Source organism: Streptococcus infantis (genome assembly GCF_000963255.1).
GTDB classification, from domain to species: Bacteria; Bacillota; Bacilli; order Lactobacillales; family Streptococcaceae; genus Streptococcus; species Streptococcus nidrosiense.
Genome location: NZ_JYOV01000022.1, coordinates 118,643 through 135,802 on the forward strand (window position 1 = coordinate 118,643; position 17,160 = coordinate 135,802).

Annotated in this window: 12 protein-coding genes and 1 tRNA gene; 1 reads left to right on the forward strand and 12 read right to left on the reverse strand. The window is 41.0% G+C overall.

The genetic code is table 11. The features are described 5' to 3' along the window. Positions 1 to 47: 47 nt before the first annotated feature. The 5 genes from TZ96_RS09085 to TZ96_RS09110 form a co-directional block, all read right to left on the reverse strand. Positions 48 to 2,378, reverse strand: a complete 2,331-nt coding sequence (locus tag TZ96_RS09085) for a DNA translocase FtsK (protein ID WP_075230484.1) — start codon at positions 2,376 to 2,378, stop codon at positions 48 to 50. A gap of 131 nt (positions 2,379 to 2,509) precedes the next feature. Next, positions 2,510 to 3,298, reverse strand: a complete 789-nt coding sequence (locus TZ96_RS09095; RefSeq protein WP_045763800.1) for a HEAT repeat domain-containing protein — start codon at positions 3,296 to 3,298, stop codon at positions 2,510 to 2,512. Between the two features lie 268 nt (positions 3,299 to 3,566). Further along, a complete protein-coding gene (locus TZ96_RS09100) occupies positions 3,567 to 5,522 on the reverse strand; it encodes a PTS fructose transporter subunit IIABC (protein ID WP_045763801.1) in 1,956 nt (651 codons plus the stop codon). Beyond that, entirely contained in the window at positions 5,519 to 6,430 is a 912-nt protein-coding gene (pfkB, locus tag TZ96_RS09105) for a 1-phosphofructokinase (protein ID WP_045763802.1), read from the reverse strand. Before pfkB ends, TZ96_RS09100 begins: the two co-directional genes overlap by 4 nt. After that, positions 6,427 to 7,167, reverse strand: coding sequence for a DeoR/GlpR family DNA-binding transcription regulator (locus tag TZ96_RS09110; protein WP_045763803.1), 741 nt, complete (start codon positions 7,165 to 7,167; stop codon positions 6,427 to 6,429). The genes pfkB and TZ96_RS09110 overlap by 4 nt, the downstream gene beginning before the upstream one ends. A gap of 161 nt (positions 7,168 to 7,328) precedes the next feature. On the opposite strand from TZ96_RS09110, the gene TZ96_RS09115 reads away from it, so the two are divergent. Next, positions 7,329 to 7,416 (forward strand) — tRNA-Ser (locus TZ96_RS09115). Between the two features lie 158 nt (positions 7,417 to 7,574). On the opposite strand, the gene TZ96_RS09120 is transcribed toward TZ96_RS09115, so the two are convergent. The 7 genes from TZ96_RS09120 to TZ96_RS09150 form a co-directional block, all read right to left on the reverse strand. Further along, positions 7,575 to 8,909 carry an Nramp family divalent metal transporter gene (locus TZ96_RS09120; protein ID WP_045763804.1) on the reverse strand — a complete coding sequence of 445 codons (1,335 nt, stop codon included), beginning with the start codon at positions 8,907 to 8,909 and terminating at the stop codon, positions 7,575 to 7,577. Between the two features lie 448 nt (positions 8,910 to 9,357). Beyond that, positions 9,358 to 12,534, reverse strand: a complete 3,177-nt coding sequence (gene carB, locus TZ96_RS09125) for a carbamoyl-phosphate synthase large subunit (RefSeq protein WP_045763805.1) — start codon at positions 12,532 to 12,534, stop codon at positions 9,358 to 9,360. Positions 12,535 to 12,982: 448 nt separating this feature from the next. Then, entirely contained in the window at positions 12,983 to 14,062 is a 1,080-nt protein-coding gene (locus TZ96_RS09130; RefSeq protein ID WP_045763806.1) for a carbamoyl phosphate synthase small subunit, read from the reverse strand. A 49-nt stretch (positions 14,063 to 14,111) separates the two neighbouring features. After that, complete coding sequence (locus tag TZ96_RS09135) at positions 14,112 to 15,035, reverse strand: aspartate carbamoyltransferase catalytic subunit (protein WP_045763807.1); 924 nt, start codon at positions 15,033 to 15,035, stop codon at positions 14,112 to 14,114. Positions 15,036 to 15,055: 20 nt separating this feature from the next. Next, complete coding sequence (gene pyrR / locus TZ96_RS09140) at positions 15,056 to 15,577, reverse strand: bifunctional pyr operon transcriptional regulator/uracil phosphoribosyltransferase PyrR (RefSeq protein WP_045763808.1); 522 nt, start codon at positions 15,575 to 15,577, stop codon at positions 15,056 to 15,058. Positions 15,578 to 15,785: 208 nt separating this feature from the next. Next, a complete protein-coding gene (gene nth, locus TZ96_RS09145; protein ID WP_045763809.1) occupies positions 15,786 to 16,415 on the reverse strand; it encodes an endonuclease III in 630 nt (209 codons plus the stop codon). Then, positions 16,416 to 16,958 carry a YceD family protein gene (locus tag TZ96_RS09150; RefSeq protein ID WP_045763810.1) on the reverse strand — a complete coding sequence of 181 codons (543 nt, stop codon included), beginning with the start codon at positions 16,956 to 16,958 and terminating at the stop codon, positions 16,416 to 16,418. Between the last annotated feature and the right edge of the window lie 202 nt (positions 16,959 to 17,160).

The window sequence follows — 17,160 nt, forward strand, 5'->3', positions numbered from 1 at the left end:
ACTTTTCAATAAAGTTTCCATGCATTTTTATACTATTTTTTCGTTTTTTATTGTTGTAAAACCTTTCGCGGCTTCGTTCCTTCTGCAGGTCCGATAACTCCAGCCATCTCTAATTCTTCCATCAAGCGAGTTGCTCGGTTAAAACCAACTGACAATCTACGTTGAATCATGGATGCGCTCGCTTTTTGGGTTTCAATAACCAAAGCCTTGGCTTCTTCAAATAGCGGATCTCCTCCCTCATCTCCTGTGCCAGACTCACCTTCTGTCTCAGAAACCTCTCCGGGATCAAAGCTTTCATCATAGTCAGCATCTGCTTGAGCCTTAATAAAGCTAACAATACGCTCAACATCATCATCCGAGATAAAGGAACCTTGCAGACGAACAGGATGGTTTTCATCGATTGGCTTAAAGAGCATGTCCCCTCGACCTAGGAGTTTCTCAGCACCATTTTCATCTAATATAGTTCGAGAATCCGTTCCAGAAGATACAGCAAAGGCCACACGAGACGGTACATTGGCCTTAATCAGACCAGAGATAACATCCACTGAAGGACGCTGCGTCGCAAGAATCATATGAATACCAGCCGCACGCGCCTTCTGTCCAAGACGAATAATAGCATCTTCTACTTCCTTGCTGGCTACCATCATGAGGTCAGCTAACTCATCGACAATCACGACAATCAAAGGAAGAGGTACTTGTTTATACTCAGATTGAGCGTTGAATTCCTCAACCTTGGCATTGAAACCAGCGATATTACGAACCCCAATTTTGGCAAAGAGTTCATAGCGGTTTTCCATCTCATCAACAACCTTTTGCAATGCCTTACTGGCCTTACGAGGATTCGTCACAACTGGAATCAAGAGGTGAGGAATATCATTATAGACTGATAACTCAACCATCTTCGGATCCACCATCATAAACTTGACTTGATCTGGACGTGCCTTCATGAGAATACTTGCAATGATACCATTAACTGCAACAGATTTACCTGAACCAGTAGAACCAGCTACAAGTAAGTGAGGCATTTTAGCAAGGTCGAAACTGCGAGCTGTACCATTGACAGCTTTCCCAAGGGGAATTTCTAGCAGATTTTCAGGTTTAGTTTGCGATTGTTCCCAGAGTTCTCGGAAAGATACGGTCGCAATTTCAGAGTTAGGCACTTCAATCCCCACTAAGGATTTCCCAGGAATTGGAGCTTCGATACGGACATCTTTCGCAGCCAAGGCCAGAGCCAAATCATCTGCTAGATTGGAAATACGATTGACCCGCACACCAACGGCTGGCTTGACTTCGTACTTGGTAACGGATGGACCAATTTCAGCACGTTCAACCGTTACCTTAATACCGAAACTTGCAAAGGTTTCTTCCAAAATCTTGATATTCTCGCGAACGATTTTCTTTTCCTTGGACTGGTCTTTTGGCTTATCGGGTGCAAAGTGTTGCAAGCTTGGAAGTTTGTATTCCAAAGCTTTTTTAGCAGAAAAATCTACCTCAACATCATCTTCCTCTAAGAACTCATCTTCCTCTGGACTGTCAACTTCGCTAGGAACTTCATAGTCTGCTTGAGGGAGAATAATTTCAGGTTCTACCCATTCTTCCTCAGGAAGAGGTGGTAAATCATCAAAGTGAACAGGGGGAGCTTCTAAAATCTCGCCAGTTTCCATATCAACAGGAGGTATGTCCAACAAGGCTTGTTCTGCTTGTTCTTTTTCTAGTCTTTCCTGTTCCTCTGCTTCCTTACGAGCTTTTTCTTCTTCTCGTTTGACGAAGCGTTCTTGTTTCTTCTGCTCACGTCGCTCCATCCAAAGGGCAAAACGTGCTCCAAGAAAATCAGCGACATCATAGACAGACCAGGGACTAACTAGAAGAGCTCCGATCAAGATTAAGATAGCTCCGATAAAGTAAGTACCAATATTTGAAAAGAGAAAGGCGACTGGAATATAAAGGGCAACACCTAGAAGCCCTCCTCCAGCAAAGCTAGTCACACGAAAACCTGTCAAATCTGTCAAAACTTGAGCTAAAGTTCCCTTTAAGACAGCCTGCTCTAAGCCATATTTCCATACTAGATAAGCTTCAAAAATCAACAATAAGCCTGAAAAAATGCAAAGAAAACCTGAGATCAGACCTTCTTGCTTCCGAATCCATTTGAAGAAAAAAAGATAGACTAGAACGACAAAGATAACCAGATAGGCCAGACTTCCTACTAGTAATCGAATAAGATTATAGAGGGTGAGTCCAACTGCTCCTAATCTCAAAGCAGCGAACATTAAGCAAAAAGCTATGACTAAGGAAATTAACATCCGTTGGATAGCTTGCTTTCTTTCTAATTCAGCTTTTGACGGTCTCCGTCTTGTTTTACTTGTATTCTTGTTTGCCATGCTTCTATTATACCATATTTCAGAAACATCTAGAGAAATCAAAAAAATGACTGAATCTACTAGATACAATCATTTTTCGTTGATATTTCTGCACTTTCTTTTCTATATGATTTTTCAACAACCTTGTCTCACTATTTCTTTAAAAATCTAATTGCTGATTTTCTTGCTTTCTCAATCTTTTCGATTTCCAGATTCTCCACAGCAGATGTAGGGATCCATTTTTTCCCAAACAATACCTGGGCTGCTTCTATCATCAGAGCGCAAGCTTGCAAGTCCTTTTCTTCTGTAATTGCTTCACAAAACAAATCCTTCGTTTTTTCCATTAAGATTTCTTTTTTTACTTGATGAAAAGATAATTGCATTAGACTACTGGCAGACCAGGCACGACAAAGAGCATCTTGGTCAGTCAAGAGATGTTGTCCTAAGATTTCTATCTCACCTATTGAACCAATCCAACCTAGGGCAATGATTAGCTTTCTACGATTCGAAGCTTCTGAACTAGGTAAAAGAGATATTAGAACAGGAAGTACTTGCTTGCAAGAAAACGCATAAAAATCTCTATGTCTTGCTTTGGAGAGGATTTTCGCTAGAAGATATACAATCAAAACGCGTTGACTCTCCACTTCCTCTTGATTGAGAGTTTCTAAAAGATAATCGATTCCCGCCTGCCCATGCTGGTCAAAACTCGCTTCAAAATTCAGGTCAGTTCCTTCCTCCCAATCGTTGCAAATGAGCTCAAAATGAAAGGCAATTTCTGCACTCCTACCTAAATCAGCTATAAAATGAATTCGTTTAGAATCAGGAAAATTCTTCTCCACCAAGCTGGCATAGGTCTCTTGCAACTCTTCTTTTGTAAGATTTTGGTGAGAAATCTTTTCTTTCACTAGTTTGTCGATTTCTTCTTTTCTAGAATCATTCATGACACTTATCTCCTCAAAGGTATTTGTAGAACTTTAGCATTCTGTCATTTATACTCTTCGAAAATCTCTTCAAACCACGTCAGCGTCGCCTTACCGTACTCAAGTACAGCTTGCGGCTAGCTTCCTAGTTTGCTCTTTGATTTTCATTGAGTATTAAATTCTCTACGATTTACCTCTATTATATCACTTTAAAGACCGGTCTCCCTAACTCCATTATCAAAAAAATGACTGCCCACTTTCGTGTTCAGTCATTTGAATGTATTTGTAATTATTTTTCTAAAGGTTTACGAAGGTAACCATAAACTACACCACTAACAAGTGCTCCAATCAAGACAAAGACAAGGTAAAGAAGGGCATTTGTTGTAAGGGCGATAACGAAGATTCCTCCGTGAGGTGCCATCAGTTTGATACCTGCAAGACCAACAAGTCCACCTGCCACTGCTGAACCAAGGATAAAGCTTGGGATAGCACGAGCTGGGTCAGCCGCACCAAATGGAATCGCTCCTTCAGTGATGAATGACAAGCCCATAACGATGTTAGTCAAACCTGAGTTGCGTTCTTCTTTTGTGAATTTATCTTTAAAGAGAAGAGTTGCGACGAAGATCGCAAGTGGTGGAACCATTCCTCCAGCCATAACTGCTGCCATGGCTACTGAACCACCTGTTGACACTGTTGCTGCAAGAGTACCAGTACCAAAGACATAAGCTGCTTTATTGACAGGTCCACCCATATCGACAGCCATCATACCTCCAAGAACGATACCAAGAAGGACAGCTGAACCGCCTCCAAGACCGCCAAGGAAGTCGTTCATAGCAGTGTTGATTGCTGCCATTGGGATGTTAACAGCAAGCATGACAAATCCTGTCAAGACTGTTCCAAGAAGTGGCAAGAGAAGGATTGATTTAGCACCTTCAAGTGAACGTGGAACCTTCACGTATTTCTTAACCAAGAGTACCAAAGCACCAGCGATAAATCCACCAACAAGGGCTCCTAGGAAACCTGATGATACACCTGCAAGGGCTGAAGTTGCTTCACCACCTTGAGCGTATGGGATTTTACCAAAGGCAAAACCTTCTTTGGCAATAGCTCCAGCTACGAAACCTGCTACCAAACCTGGTTTTTCAGCGATTGAGTAAGCAACATATCCTGCAAATACCGGCAACATCAAACCAAAGGCTGCACCACCGATTTTCATGAACATAGAAGCGAGTTCATGGTAAGATCCAAGATTCCCGAGGCTATCATTTGGCACACCCATAGCACCATCAATCAAGAAGGCAAGGGCAATCATGATACCACCACCGATAACGAATGGCAACATTTGAGATACACCACTCATCAAGTGTTTGTAGAAGGCACCACCGATACTTTGTTTTTCATTAGATGCTGTTGTTGCTTTTGCTCCATTAGCAGCATGGTAAACTTCAGCATTCCCAGAAAGAGCCAAATTAATTAACTCTTCTGTCTTACGAATACCGTCTGCAACTGGACGATTCACCAATGGTTTACCATCGAAACGATCCATTTCAACCGCTTTATCTGCAGCAATGATGACTGCTTTAGCCTTACGAATATCCTCTGCTGTCAATCGGTTACCAACACCGCTGGCACCATTTGTTTCAACCTTGATACCAACACCCATTTCAGCAGCCACTTTTTGAAGGGCTTCTTGAGCCATGTAAGTGTGAGCAATCCCTGTTGTACAAGCTGTAACTGCTACGATGAAGTCATCAGAGTCGTTTGCAGGAGCTTGAGCTGGTTCCTCAGCTCTTTCTGAAGCTTGATCAAAGAGTTCGATGACTTGATCAGCTGATGTCGCTTGACGAAGTTTGTCAGCAAAACCATCTTTCATCAAGTATTGAGACAATTCTGCCAAGGCAGCCAGGTGAGTATCATTTGCACCTTCTGGAGCAGCAATCATAAAGAAGAGGTCAGTTGGTTGTCCATCTAAACTTTCGTAGTCAACACCCTTGTTTGACTTAGCAAAGAGAACAGTTGCTTCTTTAACAGCAGCATTTTTGCTGTGTGGCATAGCGATACCATCACCCAAACCTGTAGAAGTCAAAGCTTCACGCGCCAAGATTCCTTCTTTAAAAGTTTCAAAATCTGTCACGTATCCGTGTTCTACCAAGCTATGAATCATTTCTTCGATAGCTGCTATTTTTTCAGTTGCTTGCAAATCAAGCAACATGACATCTTTTCTCAATAAATCCTGAATTTTCATCTTTTTTCTACCTCAACTTTTTCATAAATTTCTTTAATAAATACTGCAGTCGCCAAGTCATCAGAGAAGGTAGTTGCTGTTCCACAAGCCACACCCCATTTAAAGGCTTCTACTGCGTCTTTTGATTTGACAAACTCACCAGTAAATCCAGCAACCATAGAGTCACCAGCACCAACTGAGTTTTTCACTGTTCCCTTGATTGGTTTAGCAAAGTAGGCTCCTTCTGATGTTACCAGAAGGGCACCGTCACCAGCCATAGAGATGATAACGTTTTGAGCACCTTTAGCCAGCAATTCTCGAGCGTATTTTTCAATCTCATCTAAGCTTTCGAGCTTGATTCCAAAGATAGCTCCCAGTTCATGATTGTTTGGTTTGACCAAAAGCGGTTGATAATCCAAACTATCGATTAAGGTCTGACCTTCAAAGTCACAGACTACTTGAGCACCCGTTTGACGAGTCAAGGCAATCAAATCCTTATAGATGACATTGCCTAAGTTTTTAGCACTTGAACCAGCAAATACCACTGTATCTTCTGCTGTTAGACTTGAAAGAATAGCTTTTAGCTCTTCCAATTGCTCAGGCTCAACTGTAGGACCAGTTCCGTTGATTTCGGTTTCTTGATCTGCTTTAATCTTAACGTTGATACGCGTATCTTCTGCCACTTGGACAAATCGTGTTTCAATTTGCTCTTCAGCTAAAGTATCTGTGATAAATTTACCAGTAAAACCTCCGATAAATCCAGTCGCTGTATTTGGAATATCCAAGCGTTTCAAGACACGGCTAACATTGATTCCCTTACCACCAGCAAACTTATCATCACTATCCATACGATTAACACTACCAACTTCCACTTTATCCAGACGGACAATGTAGTCAATAGATGGATTGAGTGTGACTGTATAAATCATACTTCGATAACCTCCGTTTTTTCTTTGATAGCTGGCAAGAGTTCGTGACCCTTGCTTGTAATAACAATTGCTCGTTTTATAGGCGCAACCTTAGTGAAACAAGACTGACCTATCTTGGATGAATCCGCCAAAATATAGGTTTGTTTGGCATTTTCTAAAATAGCTCGCTTAACCGCTCCCTCCTCCATATCTGGAGTTGTATAATAACCATCATCCACACCGTTCATTCCTATAAAGGCACGGTCAAAGTGTAGTTGGTTAATCTGGTTAAGAGCCACTCCTCCGATACTGGCATCCGTTGTCATCTTGACTCCACCACCGATAATCACAGTTGGGATTTGCTTATCCACTAATTGGACCGCATGGTGAATGGAGTTGGTTACAACAGTAATGTCTTTTCGCTCCAATTCCTTAATGAGAAAGGCTGTTGTACTTCCTGCATCCACAAAGATAACATCTTTTTCTTTGATGAGGGAAGCTGCTTTCTGCGCAATCAATTTTTTCTCTTGAAGGTTTTTGACAGATTTTTCTTGAATGGTTTCTTCTTCTTGCAAGGAGTGAGGCAACTCTGCTCCTCCATGAACTCGGCGAAGTTTATTTTCCGATTCCAATTCATCTAAATCTCGTCTAACTGTTGATTCTGACGTGTCTAACAAACCTACTAATTTCTCTAGAGAAACGACTTTATGTTTGCCCAGCTCCTCTAAAATCAATTTTTTTCTCTCGGTTTTTAGCACTTACTCACCTCCTGTTAACGATTACAATAATCATTCTACCACAAAAAAAATCAAAGTCAAGCACTTTTTGTCACTTTCTTTCATTTTCTATCATTTTGCCAATTGTTTGAATTTTATTTGCAAGATAATTCCCTTTATGATAAACTATTTTAGTAAGTATTGGAAGATTACTCAAGAGGCTTAAGAGGCCGTGTTGGAAACGCGGTAGGCGTGTGAAAGCGTGCGTGGGTTCGAATCCCATGTCTTCCGTTGCTATAGTGTAGCTGCATCTTCATGCAGCTTTTTATAATGGATTTTCGTCTAAGATTAGGATTGAAAAAAATCACCCAGACTTTAACTCTTGGGTGATTTTTTTCTTCAATTTTAATCATCAAAATGATATTTTTTCTACTTCATGTTAAAAGGTCTTAAAAAATATCAAACAGCAATTTCACATTGAGAACAGTTAAGATAATGGAAACAATATAACCAAGGATAGTATTCCACTTGGCATTGGTAAATTCGCCCATCAGTGATTTCTTAGAAGTTAGATAAATCAAAGGGAAGATTGAAAATGGAAGAGCGATTGAAAGAAAGACCTGCGAATAAACCAATAACTGATCCAAGGTTTTTTCCTGATGACCAAAAACAACCGCTACAATCATGACAGGCAACAAGGCAAAGAGACGAGTTGCCAAACGAATGAACCATTGAGGCAATCTCATATGCAAGAAACCTTCCATAACGATTTGTCCTGTCAAGGTACCTGTGATAGTCGAATTCTGACCACTGGCTAATAGGGCCAAGGCAAACAAGGTTGATAAGGTTGAGCTAGCTATAGCTCCCGCAATGGTAGAATCCTGCAGGGCGTTATACATTTGAGAAAAGGCAGAAATCTCAGATGCATGTCCGAAAAAGAGAGCCGCCCCTAAGATTAAAAGAAGGGAGTTAACCACAAAGGCCAAGGATAATTGGAGATTAGAATCCCAGGTCATAAAGCGCACGGCTTTTCGAACATCATTCTTGTCCTTGTGATTGATTTTCCGAGTCTGAGACAAGGAAGAATGCAAATAGAGGTTGTGGGGCATCACTGTCGCACCCACGATCCCTAACGCCAAGGTTAATTGACTTTCATGCCCTGGCAAGGGACTTTCAAATAAGGTTGCATTCGGTAGATAACCCTCAACGATTCCTTGGAAGCTTGGATGTGACAGAGCTACCAGATAGGTAAAAATTGCTAGAATGGTTAAAATCAGTGTTGTCACAATAGCTTCAATCTTCTTAAAGCCAAATTTCATCAGAAGCAATAAGAGAAAAACATCCAACACGGTCAAGAGAATTGCTATCATAATCGGAATCTTAAAGAGAAGATTGAGAGCAATCGCTGAACCTAGAACTTCTGCCAGATCTGTCGCCATCAAGGCTAATTCTAAAATCACCCATAGACTATAACGAAGCCATTTAGGTGAATGATGAGCCGTTGCTTGAGCCAGGTCCATCTGGGTTACAATACCAAGCTTTCCTGCCATCTGCTGAAGTTGCATGGCAATGAGAGATGAAATCAAGATAACAAACAAGAGACTATACTTATAGGAAGCACCACCGACTACACTGGTAATCCAGTTTCCTGGATCCATATAACCAACTGCGACAAGAGCACCCGGACCTAAAAAGGCCTTTAAATTTTGCCAGAAATGATTGTTATTTGGAGTATCGATAGATTGATTAATCTCAGAGAGTGACACTTTTTTATGAGAAGACATAGATACTTACCTCTTTCTAAACCTACTTTTTCATTATTTTCTATTAGAGAAAAATAAGATTGACTTTAAACTATTAAAACAATGAAAACTATATGAAAAACATTTAGTTTTTTCATTATTTTTCTTAAGGCACCTTAATATTTTTCTTAAGGCACCTTAATTATAACACAAAAAATGAAAACTATATGAAAAACATTTAGTTTTTTCATTATTTTTCTTAAGGCACCTTAATTATAAAAAATATGATAAAAACTTAAGAAAATTCAACAAAATTTTAGGGAAAGTCAGAATAAGTCTACTCATTAACGATAATGATAAATCTATTGATAAACTTTGACATTTAATGGTGAACTGTAACTATTTTTTCTAACTCGATTTCTCTATAAAAGAGGAAAAACCAGCGTCTTTTGACGCTGGATAAAAGCTACTTAGATCATTTAACAAGAAACTAAATTGCTTCTGTAACGAAGCTACGGCTTTCAAGTACCTTAAGCATAGCATCCGCTGTATCTAGGGCTGTAAAGAGTGGTACACCATGTTCGATAGCTGAACGGCGGATTTGTTCACCATCTTCATCAGCAGTTCGCTTAGTACCAACTGTGTTGATGATAGCTTGGATTTTCCCTTTACGAACATAGCTTGGGATATCATGTTCATCATCACCAATCTTACCAACGAGTTGAGCCTTCAAGCCATGACTTTCAAAGAAAGCTGCTGTTCCTTGAGTCGCAAGGATACCATAACCAATATTTTGGAAACGACGAGCCAAATCCAAAGCTTCTTCCTTGGCATCATCAGCGATAGTAAAGACAACATTTCCAAAGGTTGGCAAGTGAAGATAAGAAGCTTCAAAGGCCTTGTAGAGAGCTTTTTCAAGAGTCGTATCAGAACCCATAACCTCCCCTGTTGACTTCATTTCAGGACCAAGCAAGCTATCTACTTTCGCTAGCTTGGTAAATGAGAAGACTGGTGCTTTAATATGAACACGACTACTTTCTGGGTAAAGTCCATCTTGGTAACCAAGTTCTTCAAGACTTTGACCAAGAATTAACTTAGTTGCAACCTGAGCCATCGGGATATTGGTTACTTTTGATAGGAATGGAACAGTACGGCTGGCACGTGGATTGACCTCAATAACGTAGACTTTCTCATCCTTGATGACAAACTGAATGTTCATCATACCAAGACAGTTAAGGCCGATTGCTAGGCGTTTTGTGTAGTCTGCGATTGTTTCTTGAACCTTTTGAGACAAGGTTTGTGGAGGATAAACAGCCATGGAGTCACCTGAGTGGACGCCTGCGCGTTCGATATGCTCCATGATACCTGGGATGAGGACATTTTGTCCGTCTGAGATGGCATCAACTTCACACTCTTGCCCAACGATATAAGAGTCAACAAGAACTGGGTGGTCTGGACTAGCCTTAACAGCAGTTCGCATGTAAGAACGGAGATCTTCTTCGTTTTCAACGATTTCCATAGCACGACCACCCAAGACATAAGAAGGGCGAACGAGAACTGGGAAACCGATTTTGCGTGCAGCAAGTACTGCTTCTTCTTCATTTGTTGCTGTTTGTCCAGGAGGTTGTGGAATCTCCAAGTCTTTGAGGGCTTGTTCGAAGAGGTCACGGTCTTCGGCACGGTCTAGGTCAGCAACCTGCGTACCAAGGATAGTCACACCTGCTTTTGCTAAGGGCTCCGCAAGGTTGATAGCTGTTTGACCACCAAACTGAACGATAACACCTTTTGGTTTCTCCAAATCGATGACATTCATAACATCTTCGAACGTTAATGGTTCAAAGTAGAGTTTATCAGATACAGAGAAGTCGGTTGAAACTGTCTCTGGGTTTGAATTCATAATGATGGCTTCGTAGCCAGCAGCTTGAATTGCCTTAACAGAGTGGACTGTCGCGTAGTCAAACTCAACTCCTTGACCGATACGGATTGGACCAGAACCTAGGACCAGTACAGATTCCTTGTCAGACTTAATAGATTCATTTTCCCAACCATAGGTTGAATAAAAATATGGAGTTTCTGACTCAAACTCTGCCGCACAAGTATCTACCATCTTGTAAACTGGGACAATCTTGTTTTCTAAACGAAGTTGGCGAACTTGATCAGCTGTCGTTTCCCAAAGTTCTGCGATTTTACGATCTGAGAAACCATTCAATTTTGCAGTTTTCAAAACTTCAAGATCTTGTGGATGTGAGCCCAATTCTTGCTCAATTTCAAAGATATGCAAGAGTTTATCAAGATAGAAGATATCGATTTTTGTAAGCTCAGCAATTTCTTCTGGTGTATAACCACGACGAATGGCTTCTGATACGTAGAAGAGACGGTCATCTTGAGCCTTAACAACCTTTTCAATCAAGGCATCATCTGAAACATCTGCAAGCTCAGGCATTTCATTGTGGTGAACCCCAATTTCAAGTGAGCGACAAGCTTTAAGAAGTGACTCCTCGATGTTACGACCGATGGCCATAACTTCTCCAGTCGCCTTCATCTGAGTACCAAGACGGCGTTCTCCCTTTTCAAACTTGTCAAATGGGAAACGTGGAATCTTAGCTACCACATAGTCAAGGGCTGGTTCAAACATGGCATAAGTTGAACCTGTAACTGGGTTGATGACCTCATCCAAGGTCAAACCGACTGCAATCTTAGCAGCCAATTTAGCAATTGGGTAACCTGTCGCCTTAGAAGCAAGAGCTGACGAACGAGATACACGAGGGTTTACTTCGATGACATAGTACTTAAAGCTATGTGGATCAAGAGCCAACTGAACGTTACATCCACCTTCAATCTTTAGAGCGCGGATAATGCTCAAACTTGCATCACGAAGCATTTGGTTTTCATAATCTGACATAGTTTGCGCTGGGGCAAATACGATGGAATCCCCTGTATGAATCCCGACTGGGTCAAAGTTTTCCATGTTACATACAACAAGAGCATTGTCAGCTGAGTCACGCATCACTTCGTACTCGATTTCCTTGAAACCTGCAATAGAACGCTCAATCAAACATTGGGTAACAGGTGACAACTTCAAACCATTTTCAGCAATTTCACGCAATTCTTCCTCGTTGGCACACATACCACCGCCAGTACCACCAAGTGTGAAGGCTGGACGGACGATCACTGGGTAACCAATTGTTGCTGCGAAAGCTACGGCTTCTTCCACTGTATTAACAATTTCTGATTCAGGAATTGGTTGGTTCAGCTCTTCCATCAATTGTTTAAAAAGATCGCGGTCCTCCGCTTGGTCGATGGCAGACAATTTAGTCCCGAGAAGTTCTACTCCCAATTCATCAAGAATGCCATTTTTAGACAATTCCATGGCCATGTTAAGCCCTGTTTGCCCACCAAGAGTTGGAAGCAAGGCATCTGGACGTTCTTTACGGAGAATACGAGTTACAAACTCAAGTGTGATTGGCTCAATGTAAACCTTGTCTGCAATTTCCTTATCAGTCATGATAGTTGCAGGGTTTGAGTTCACCAAAACAACCTCATAACCTTCCTCTTTCAAAGACAAGCAAGCCTGAGTCCCAGCATAGTCAAACTCAGCAGCTTGACCAATAATAATCGGACCAGAACCAATCACCATAATTTTTTGAATATCAGTACGTTTAGGCATTTATAAGATATTAAGGGCGTCAAGCGGACAAAGCTAAAATAGGAGTTATGACGAAGAACTGTCAGTTTTAGGAATAACTATCTTTTTAGCACCGTCCGTAGCCCGTATTCAGTTCATCAAATACGGCTCACCCTTCTCCTTTCTATTCGTCGCCTCACTGAGCGACATTAAATAAATTCTCCGACGATTTTTTAACGAAACGATACTTTTCGGTAAAAAATCTAGTGCAGGGAGTTTTTAGTTCGCCTGATAGCGACTAAAAGAAACGACCTGTCTTTCTATTCGGCAACTCTCAGGTTGCCATTAAATAAGATACAAAGGACGAATAGAAAGCGATTGAATTTTAGGAAACCAAGGAAGGATTGACAATCCGAGTTGGGTTCTCTAAATTCCGAGCTTTCCGTCCGTGTTCAGTTGCATAAATTCTCCGACGATTTCTCACTCGTCTTTAATTTGTTTGTTTAAAGGCTTCCATCATCTCGATGAACTCGTCAAATAGATAACTTGCATCGTGCGGACCTGGTGCAGCATCTGGGTGGAATTGCACAGAGAAACCTGGTTGGTATCTGTGACGTACACCTTCAACTGACTTGTCATTGATTTCTTCATGAGTAATCATCAAATGGTCTGGAAAATCTTCACGACTCACTGCATATCCATGGTTTTGACTCGTGAAGTCCACGCGCCCTGTTGCAATTTCACGTACAGCGTGGTTAAATCCACGGTGACCAAATTTCATCTTATAGGTCTTGGCACCATTTGCCATCGCAAAGAGCTGATGCCCCATACAAATACCAAAGATTGGAATTTTCCCGAGAATACCACGAATCATATCGAGTGCTTCTGGTACATCTTCTGGATTTCCCGGTCCATTTGACAACATAACTCCGTCTGGATTTAAGTGAAGGATTTCCTCTGCTGTTGTAGTATAAGGAACGACCGTTACATTACAATCTCTCTTAGACAATTCTCTTAAGATTGAATGCTTGAGACCAAAGTCTACAAGTACCACACTTAAGCCTACTCCTGGAGCTGGGTAAGCAGTTTTTGTAGAAACCTGTTTGATATTATCTATTGGTAGAACAGTTGCTTGAAGCTGATCTGTGATGTGGTCGATACTATCTCCCACATGTGTCAGAGTCGCTCTCATAGTCCCATGTTTGCGAATGATTTTTGTCAAAGCACGTGTATCAATACCTGAAATACCAGGGATTTTCTTAGATTTCAAAAATTCATCCAGCGTCATCTGGTTACGCCAGTTACTGGCTCTACGAGCTTCTTCAAATACCACTACACCTTTACAGGTTGGACTGATAGACTCGTAGTCATCACGGTTAATTCCATAATTTCCAACCAAGGGATAGGTAAAAGTTAGGATTTGCCCATTGTAAGACTGATCCGTAATTGATTCTTGATAACCAGTCATCCCGGTATTAAAGACAATTTCACCAGTTACATCGATGTCAGCCCCAAAGGCTTTTCCTTCAAAAATTGTTCCATCTTCTAAAACTAGAAGTCGTTTAGTCATAAATTCACCTCTCGTGGATGCTCTCAGGCATCTTTTAACGTTTTGTGTCTTATTTTGCGTTTCTGTAAGTCAATACAGATTCTAAAATTGCCATTCTGACAAAGACACCATTGGTCATTTGTTGAACAATACGTGATTTTGGTGCTTCGACCAAGTGATCAGCAATTTCAACATCGCGATTTACAGGAGCAGGATGCATCAGAATAGCTTTATCTTTCAAGCGATCATAACGTTCTTGAGTCAAACCATGCTGTGCATGATAACCCTCTTTTGAAAAGACTGTTCCACTTTCATGACGCTCATGCTGAACACGGAGAAACATCATCACATCAACTTGGTCAATAATTTCATCAATGCTTACAAACTGTCCATAGTCTGCAAACTCTTGACTTCTCCATTCCTCAGGGCCAGCAAAGTAGAGTTCTGCTCCTAAGCGTTTTAAGATTTGCATATTGGATTTAGCCACACGCGAATGGTCAAGGTCACCAGCAATGGCTACCTTGAGTCCTTCGAAGTGTCCAAATTCTTCATAAATCGTCATCAAATCAAGCAAGCTTTGGCTTGGGTGTTGGCCCGAACCATCCCCACCATTGATAATCGAAGTCGTAATCGTCGGACTATCGATCAACTCTCTGTAGTAATCCACCTCTGGGTGTCGGATGACACAGGCATCTACTCCCAAGGCTGACAAGGTTAAAATTGTATCGTAGAGTGTTTCACCCTTATTGACTGAACTTGTCTTCACATCGAAGTCCAGTAGGTGAAGTCCCAGTTTAATCTCTGCTACTTCAAAAGATTTGTGGGTACGAGTCGAACTCTCAAAGAAGAGATTAGAGACAATGTGTTGGTCCTCGTAAGACGCTTTTGCTCCATTTTTAAACTCAATTCCTCGTTTAATCAATTTCATGACTTGTTCTACAGTAAGGTCTTCCATTGAGACTACATGTTGAATGGCTTGTTGATTTTCTGACATGGCTAACTCCTTTTAGCTATCTAGGCTTCTTCGGTAATAAGAACACGATCTTGTCCATCTAGTTCAGTCATCTCTACGATGATTTCTTCTGAACGACTGGTTGGGATATTTTTCCCTACATAGTCTGGACGAATTGGCAATTCTCTATGTCCACGGTCAACTAAAACAGCTAAACTCACACGAGAAGGACGGCCATGGGTAACGATGTTATCAATAGCTGCTCGGATGGTCCGACCTGTGTAAAGCACATCGTCCACCAAGATTACCTCACGTTCTGTCACATCAACAGAGATTATAGAAGTATCTTCACCGCTTTTGACATCGTCGCGGAAAGGTTTGGTATCTAATTCTACAACGGGGACAGAGATATTTTCTAATTGTTCCAAACGCTCTTGGATACGGTGAGCAATGAAGACACCTCGTGTTTTTATCCCAGCCAATACAATCTTGTTTAAATCTTTATTTCGCTCGATAATCTCGTAGGTAATCCGAGTAATCGCTCGCTTGACGGTCAATTCGTCTACAACTTCTTTTGTCTTCATGACAAACCTCCAAAAAGAAAAGTCTCCTTTTTCAAGGAGACTTGAGAATGTATAACTAAGCGAGCCTTACTGTAAACAGTATAGACTTACCCTTCTACTTAATCGAGCTCCTTGCCTGCCTCACGGGACAGGATTAAAGGAATATTTGATTGCTACTACTATATCACAAAGTAGTAATCGATGCAAGAAAAAACACAAGAAATCAATTTTATAATGAACTAAAATCGTATAACTGTGGATAGTGATTGCATTCTGGATTTTTCGGATGACAGATAGCACGACCAAAGTAAATCATAGCCTGATGGGCTGCCAACCATTCTTCTGGTGGCAAGACATCCATAACACGTTTTTCGACCTCAAGGGGTGTAGCTGATTTTTTTACAATATCGTGGTGTTTACAGATTCGCTCTACGTGAGTATCAACTGCAAAGGCCGGAATACCGAATCCCACGCTCAAAACTACGTTAGCTGTTTTACGACCAACTCCTGCTAAACTCTCTAATTCTTCTCTAGTCTGAGGGACTTGACCATCAAAATCATCCAGTAGTTGCTGGGCACATTTTTTGAGAAATTTAGCCTTATTGCGATAAAGGCCTAGGCGAGAAATATACGAGGCAATCTCACTCTCACTTGCATCTGCCATGGTTTGTGGGGTTGGAAAAGCTGCAAAAAGGCCAGGAGTAGCCTTGTTGACTGCCGCATCTGTCGTCTGAGCAGACAGCATAACAGCAACCAGAAGTTCAAAATGATTACGAAAATCTAGACTTGGTTTTGCATTTGGAAAAAGAGCAATGATTTCCTCAATGACATGACGGGCACGTTTCTTGGATAAAACCATCTATTCGTCTCCATCAAACAGTCCTTGCAAACCTGCAAAAGGACTATTTTCTTCTTTCTTGACTGCCTGTTGGGCTTGATACTCTTCCTCAGACATGATTTGCCAGTCATTTCCAGAAACAAATCCCTGACCAGCTTCTTCCTCAGCTGTTAGGACTTTGATAGGAATATTGAGCAAGATATTATCTGAGACACTTTCAGCCAGGTCGATTTCCCCATTTTCAATCGGTAAAACCAAGTCATCATCTAGAACTTCTTGATCCAGTTGATTGGTAGCACCTTCCATAAAGACTTCCGTTACTGGATAAGACTCTTTTAATTCTACAGGTTCCATGCTACGGCTAGAGGCTAAAACGATTGTATAAGACAATTGATAGTCTAGGAAAAACATAAGGTCTTCGTACTGAACTTTTCCAATAACGACAATATCTTTTACATCTAAAATTTCTTGATTACGGGCACGCAAGTCAGCTGCTAAGTCTAAAGTTTGCTCAAAGTGCAAGCCTTCCGGCAACTTACGAATTTCTTGAATATTTAATTTCATACTTCCTCCATAAAGATTTACTATCTTGATTATACCATGAAAATGCTAGAAGTAAGCCTTCCAAACTTTGAATTTAAAAGTCAGAGTTTTCCATTCCGAATGTCGGTGTTCTTATATAATAGAAACTATAATAGAAACAAAATTGGCAGACAGAAAATTTAAAAATGATTCGGAGAACTAGTAGGAATATGAACTTCCTAAC

What these genes read in the sequence shown, in the direction of transcription:
- TZ96_RS09085 (WP_075230484.1), bottom strand. Translation starts at nt 2,378, where the DNA reads ATGGCAAACAAGAATACAAGTAAAACAAGACGGAGACCGTCAAAAGCT.
- TZ96_RS09095 (WP_045763800.1), bottom strand. Translation starts at nt 3,298, where the DNA reads ATGAATGATTCTAGAAAAGAAGAAATCGACAAACTAGTGAAAGAAAAG.
- TZ96_RS09100 (WP_045763801.1), bottom strand. Translation starts at nt 5,522, where the DNA reads ATGAAAATTCAGGATTTATTGAGAAAAGATGTCATGTTGCTTGATTTG.
- pfkB (WP_045763802.1), bottom strand. Translation starts at nt 6,430, where the DNA reads ATGATTTATACAGTCACACTCAATCCATCTATTGACTACATTGTCCGT.
- TZ96_RS09120 (WP_045763804.1), bottom strand. Translation starts at nt 8,909, where the DNA reads ATGTCTTCTCATAAAAAAGTGTCACTCTCTGAGATTAATCAATCTATC.
- carB (WP_045763805.1), bottom strand. Translation starts at nt 12,534, where the DNA reads ATGCCTAAACGTACTGATATTCAAAAAATTATGGTGATTGGTTCTGGT.
- TZ96_RS09130 (WP_045763806.1), bottom strand. Translation starts at nt 14,062, where the DNA reads ATGACTAAACGACTTCTAGTTTTAGAAGATGGAACAATTTTTGAAGGA.
- TZ96_RS09135 (WP_045763807.1), bottom strand. Translation starts at nt 15,035, where the DNA reads ATGTCAGAAAATCAACAAGCCATTCAACATGTAGTCTCAATGGAAGAC.
- pyrR (WP_045763808.1), bottom strand. Translation starts at nt 15,577, where the DNA reads ATGAAGACAAAAGAAGTTGTAGACGAATTGACCGTCAAGCGAGCGATT.
- nth (WP_045763809.1), bottom strand. Translation starts at nt 16,415, where the DNA reads ATGGTTTTATCCAAGAAACGTGCCCGTCATGTCATTGAGGAAATCATT.
- TZ96_RS09150 (WP_045763810.1), bottom strand. Translation starts at nt 16,958, where the DNA reads ATGAAATTAAATATTCAAGAAATTCGTAAGTTGCCGGAAGGCTTGCAC.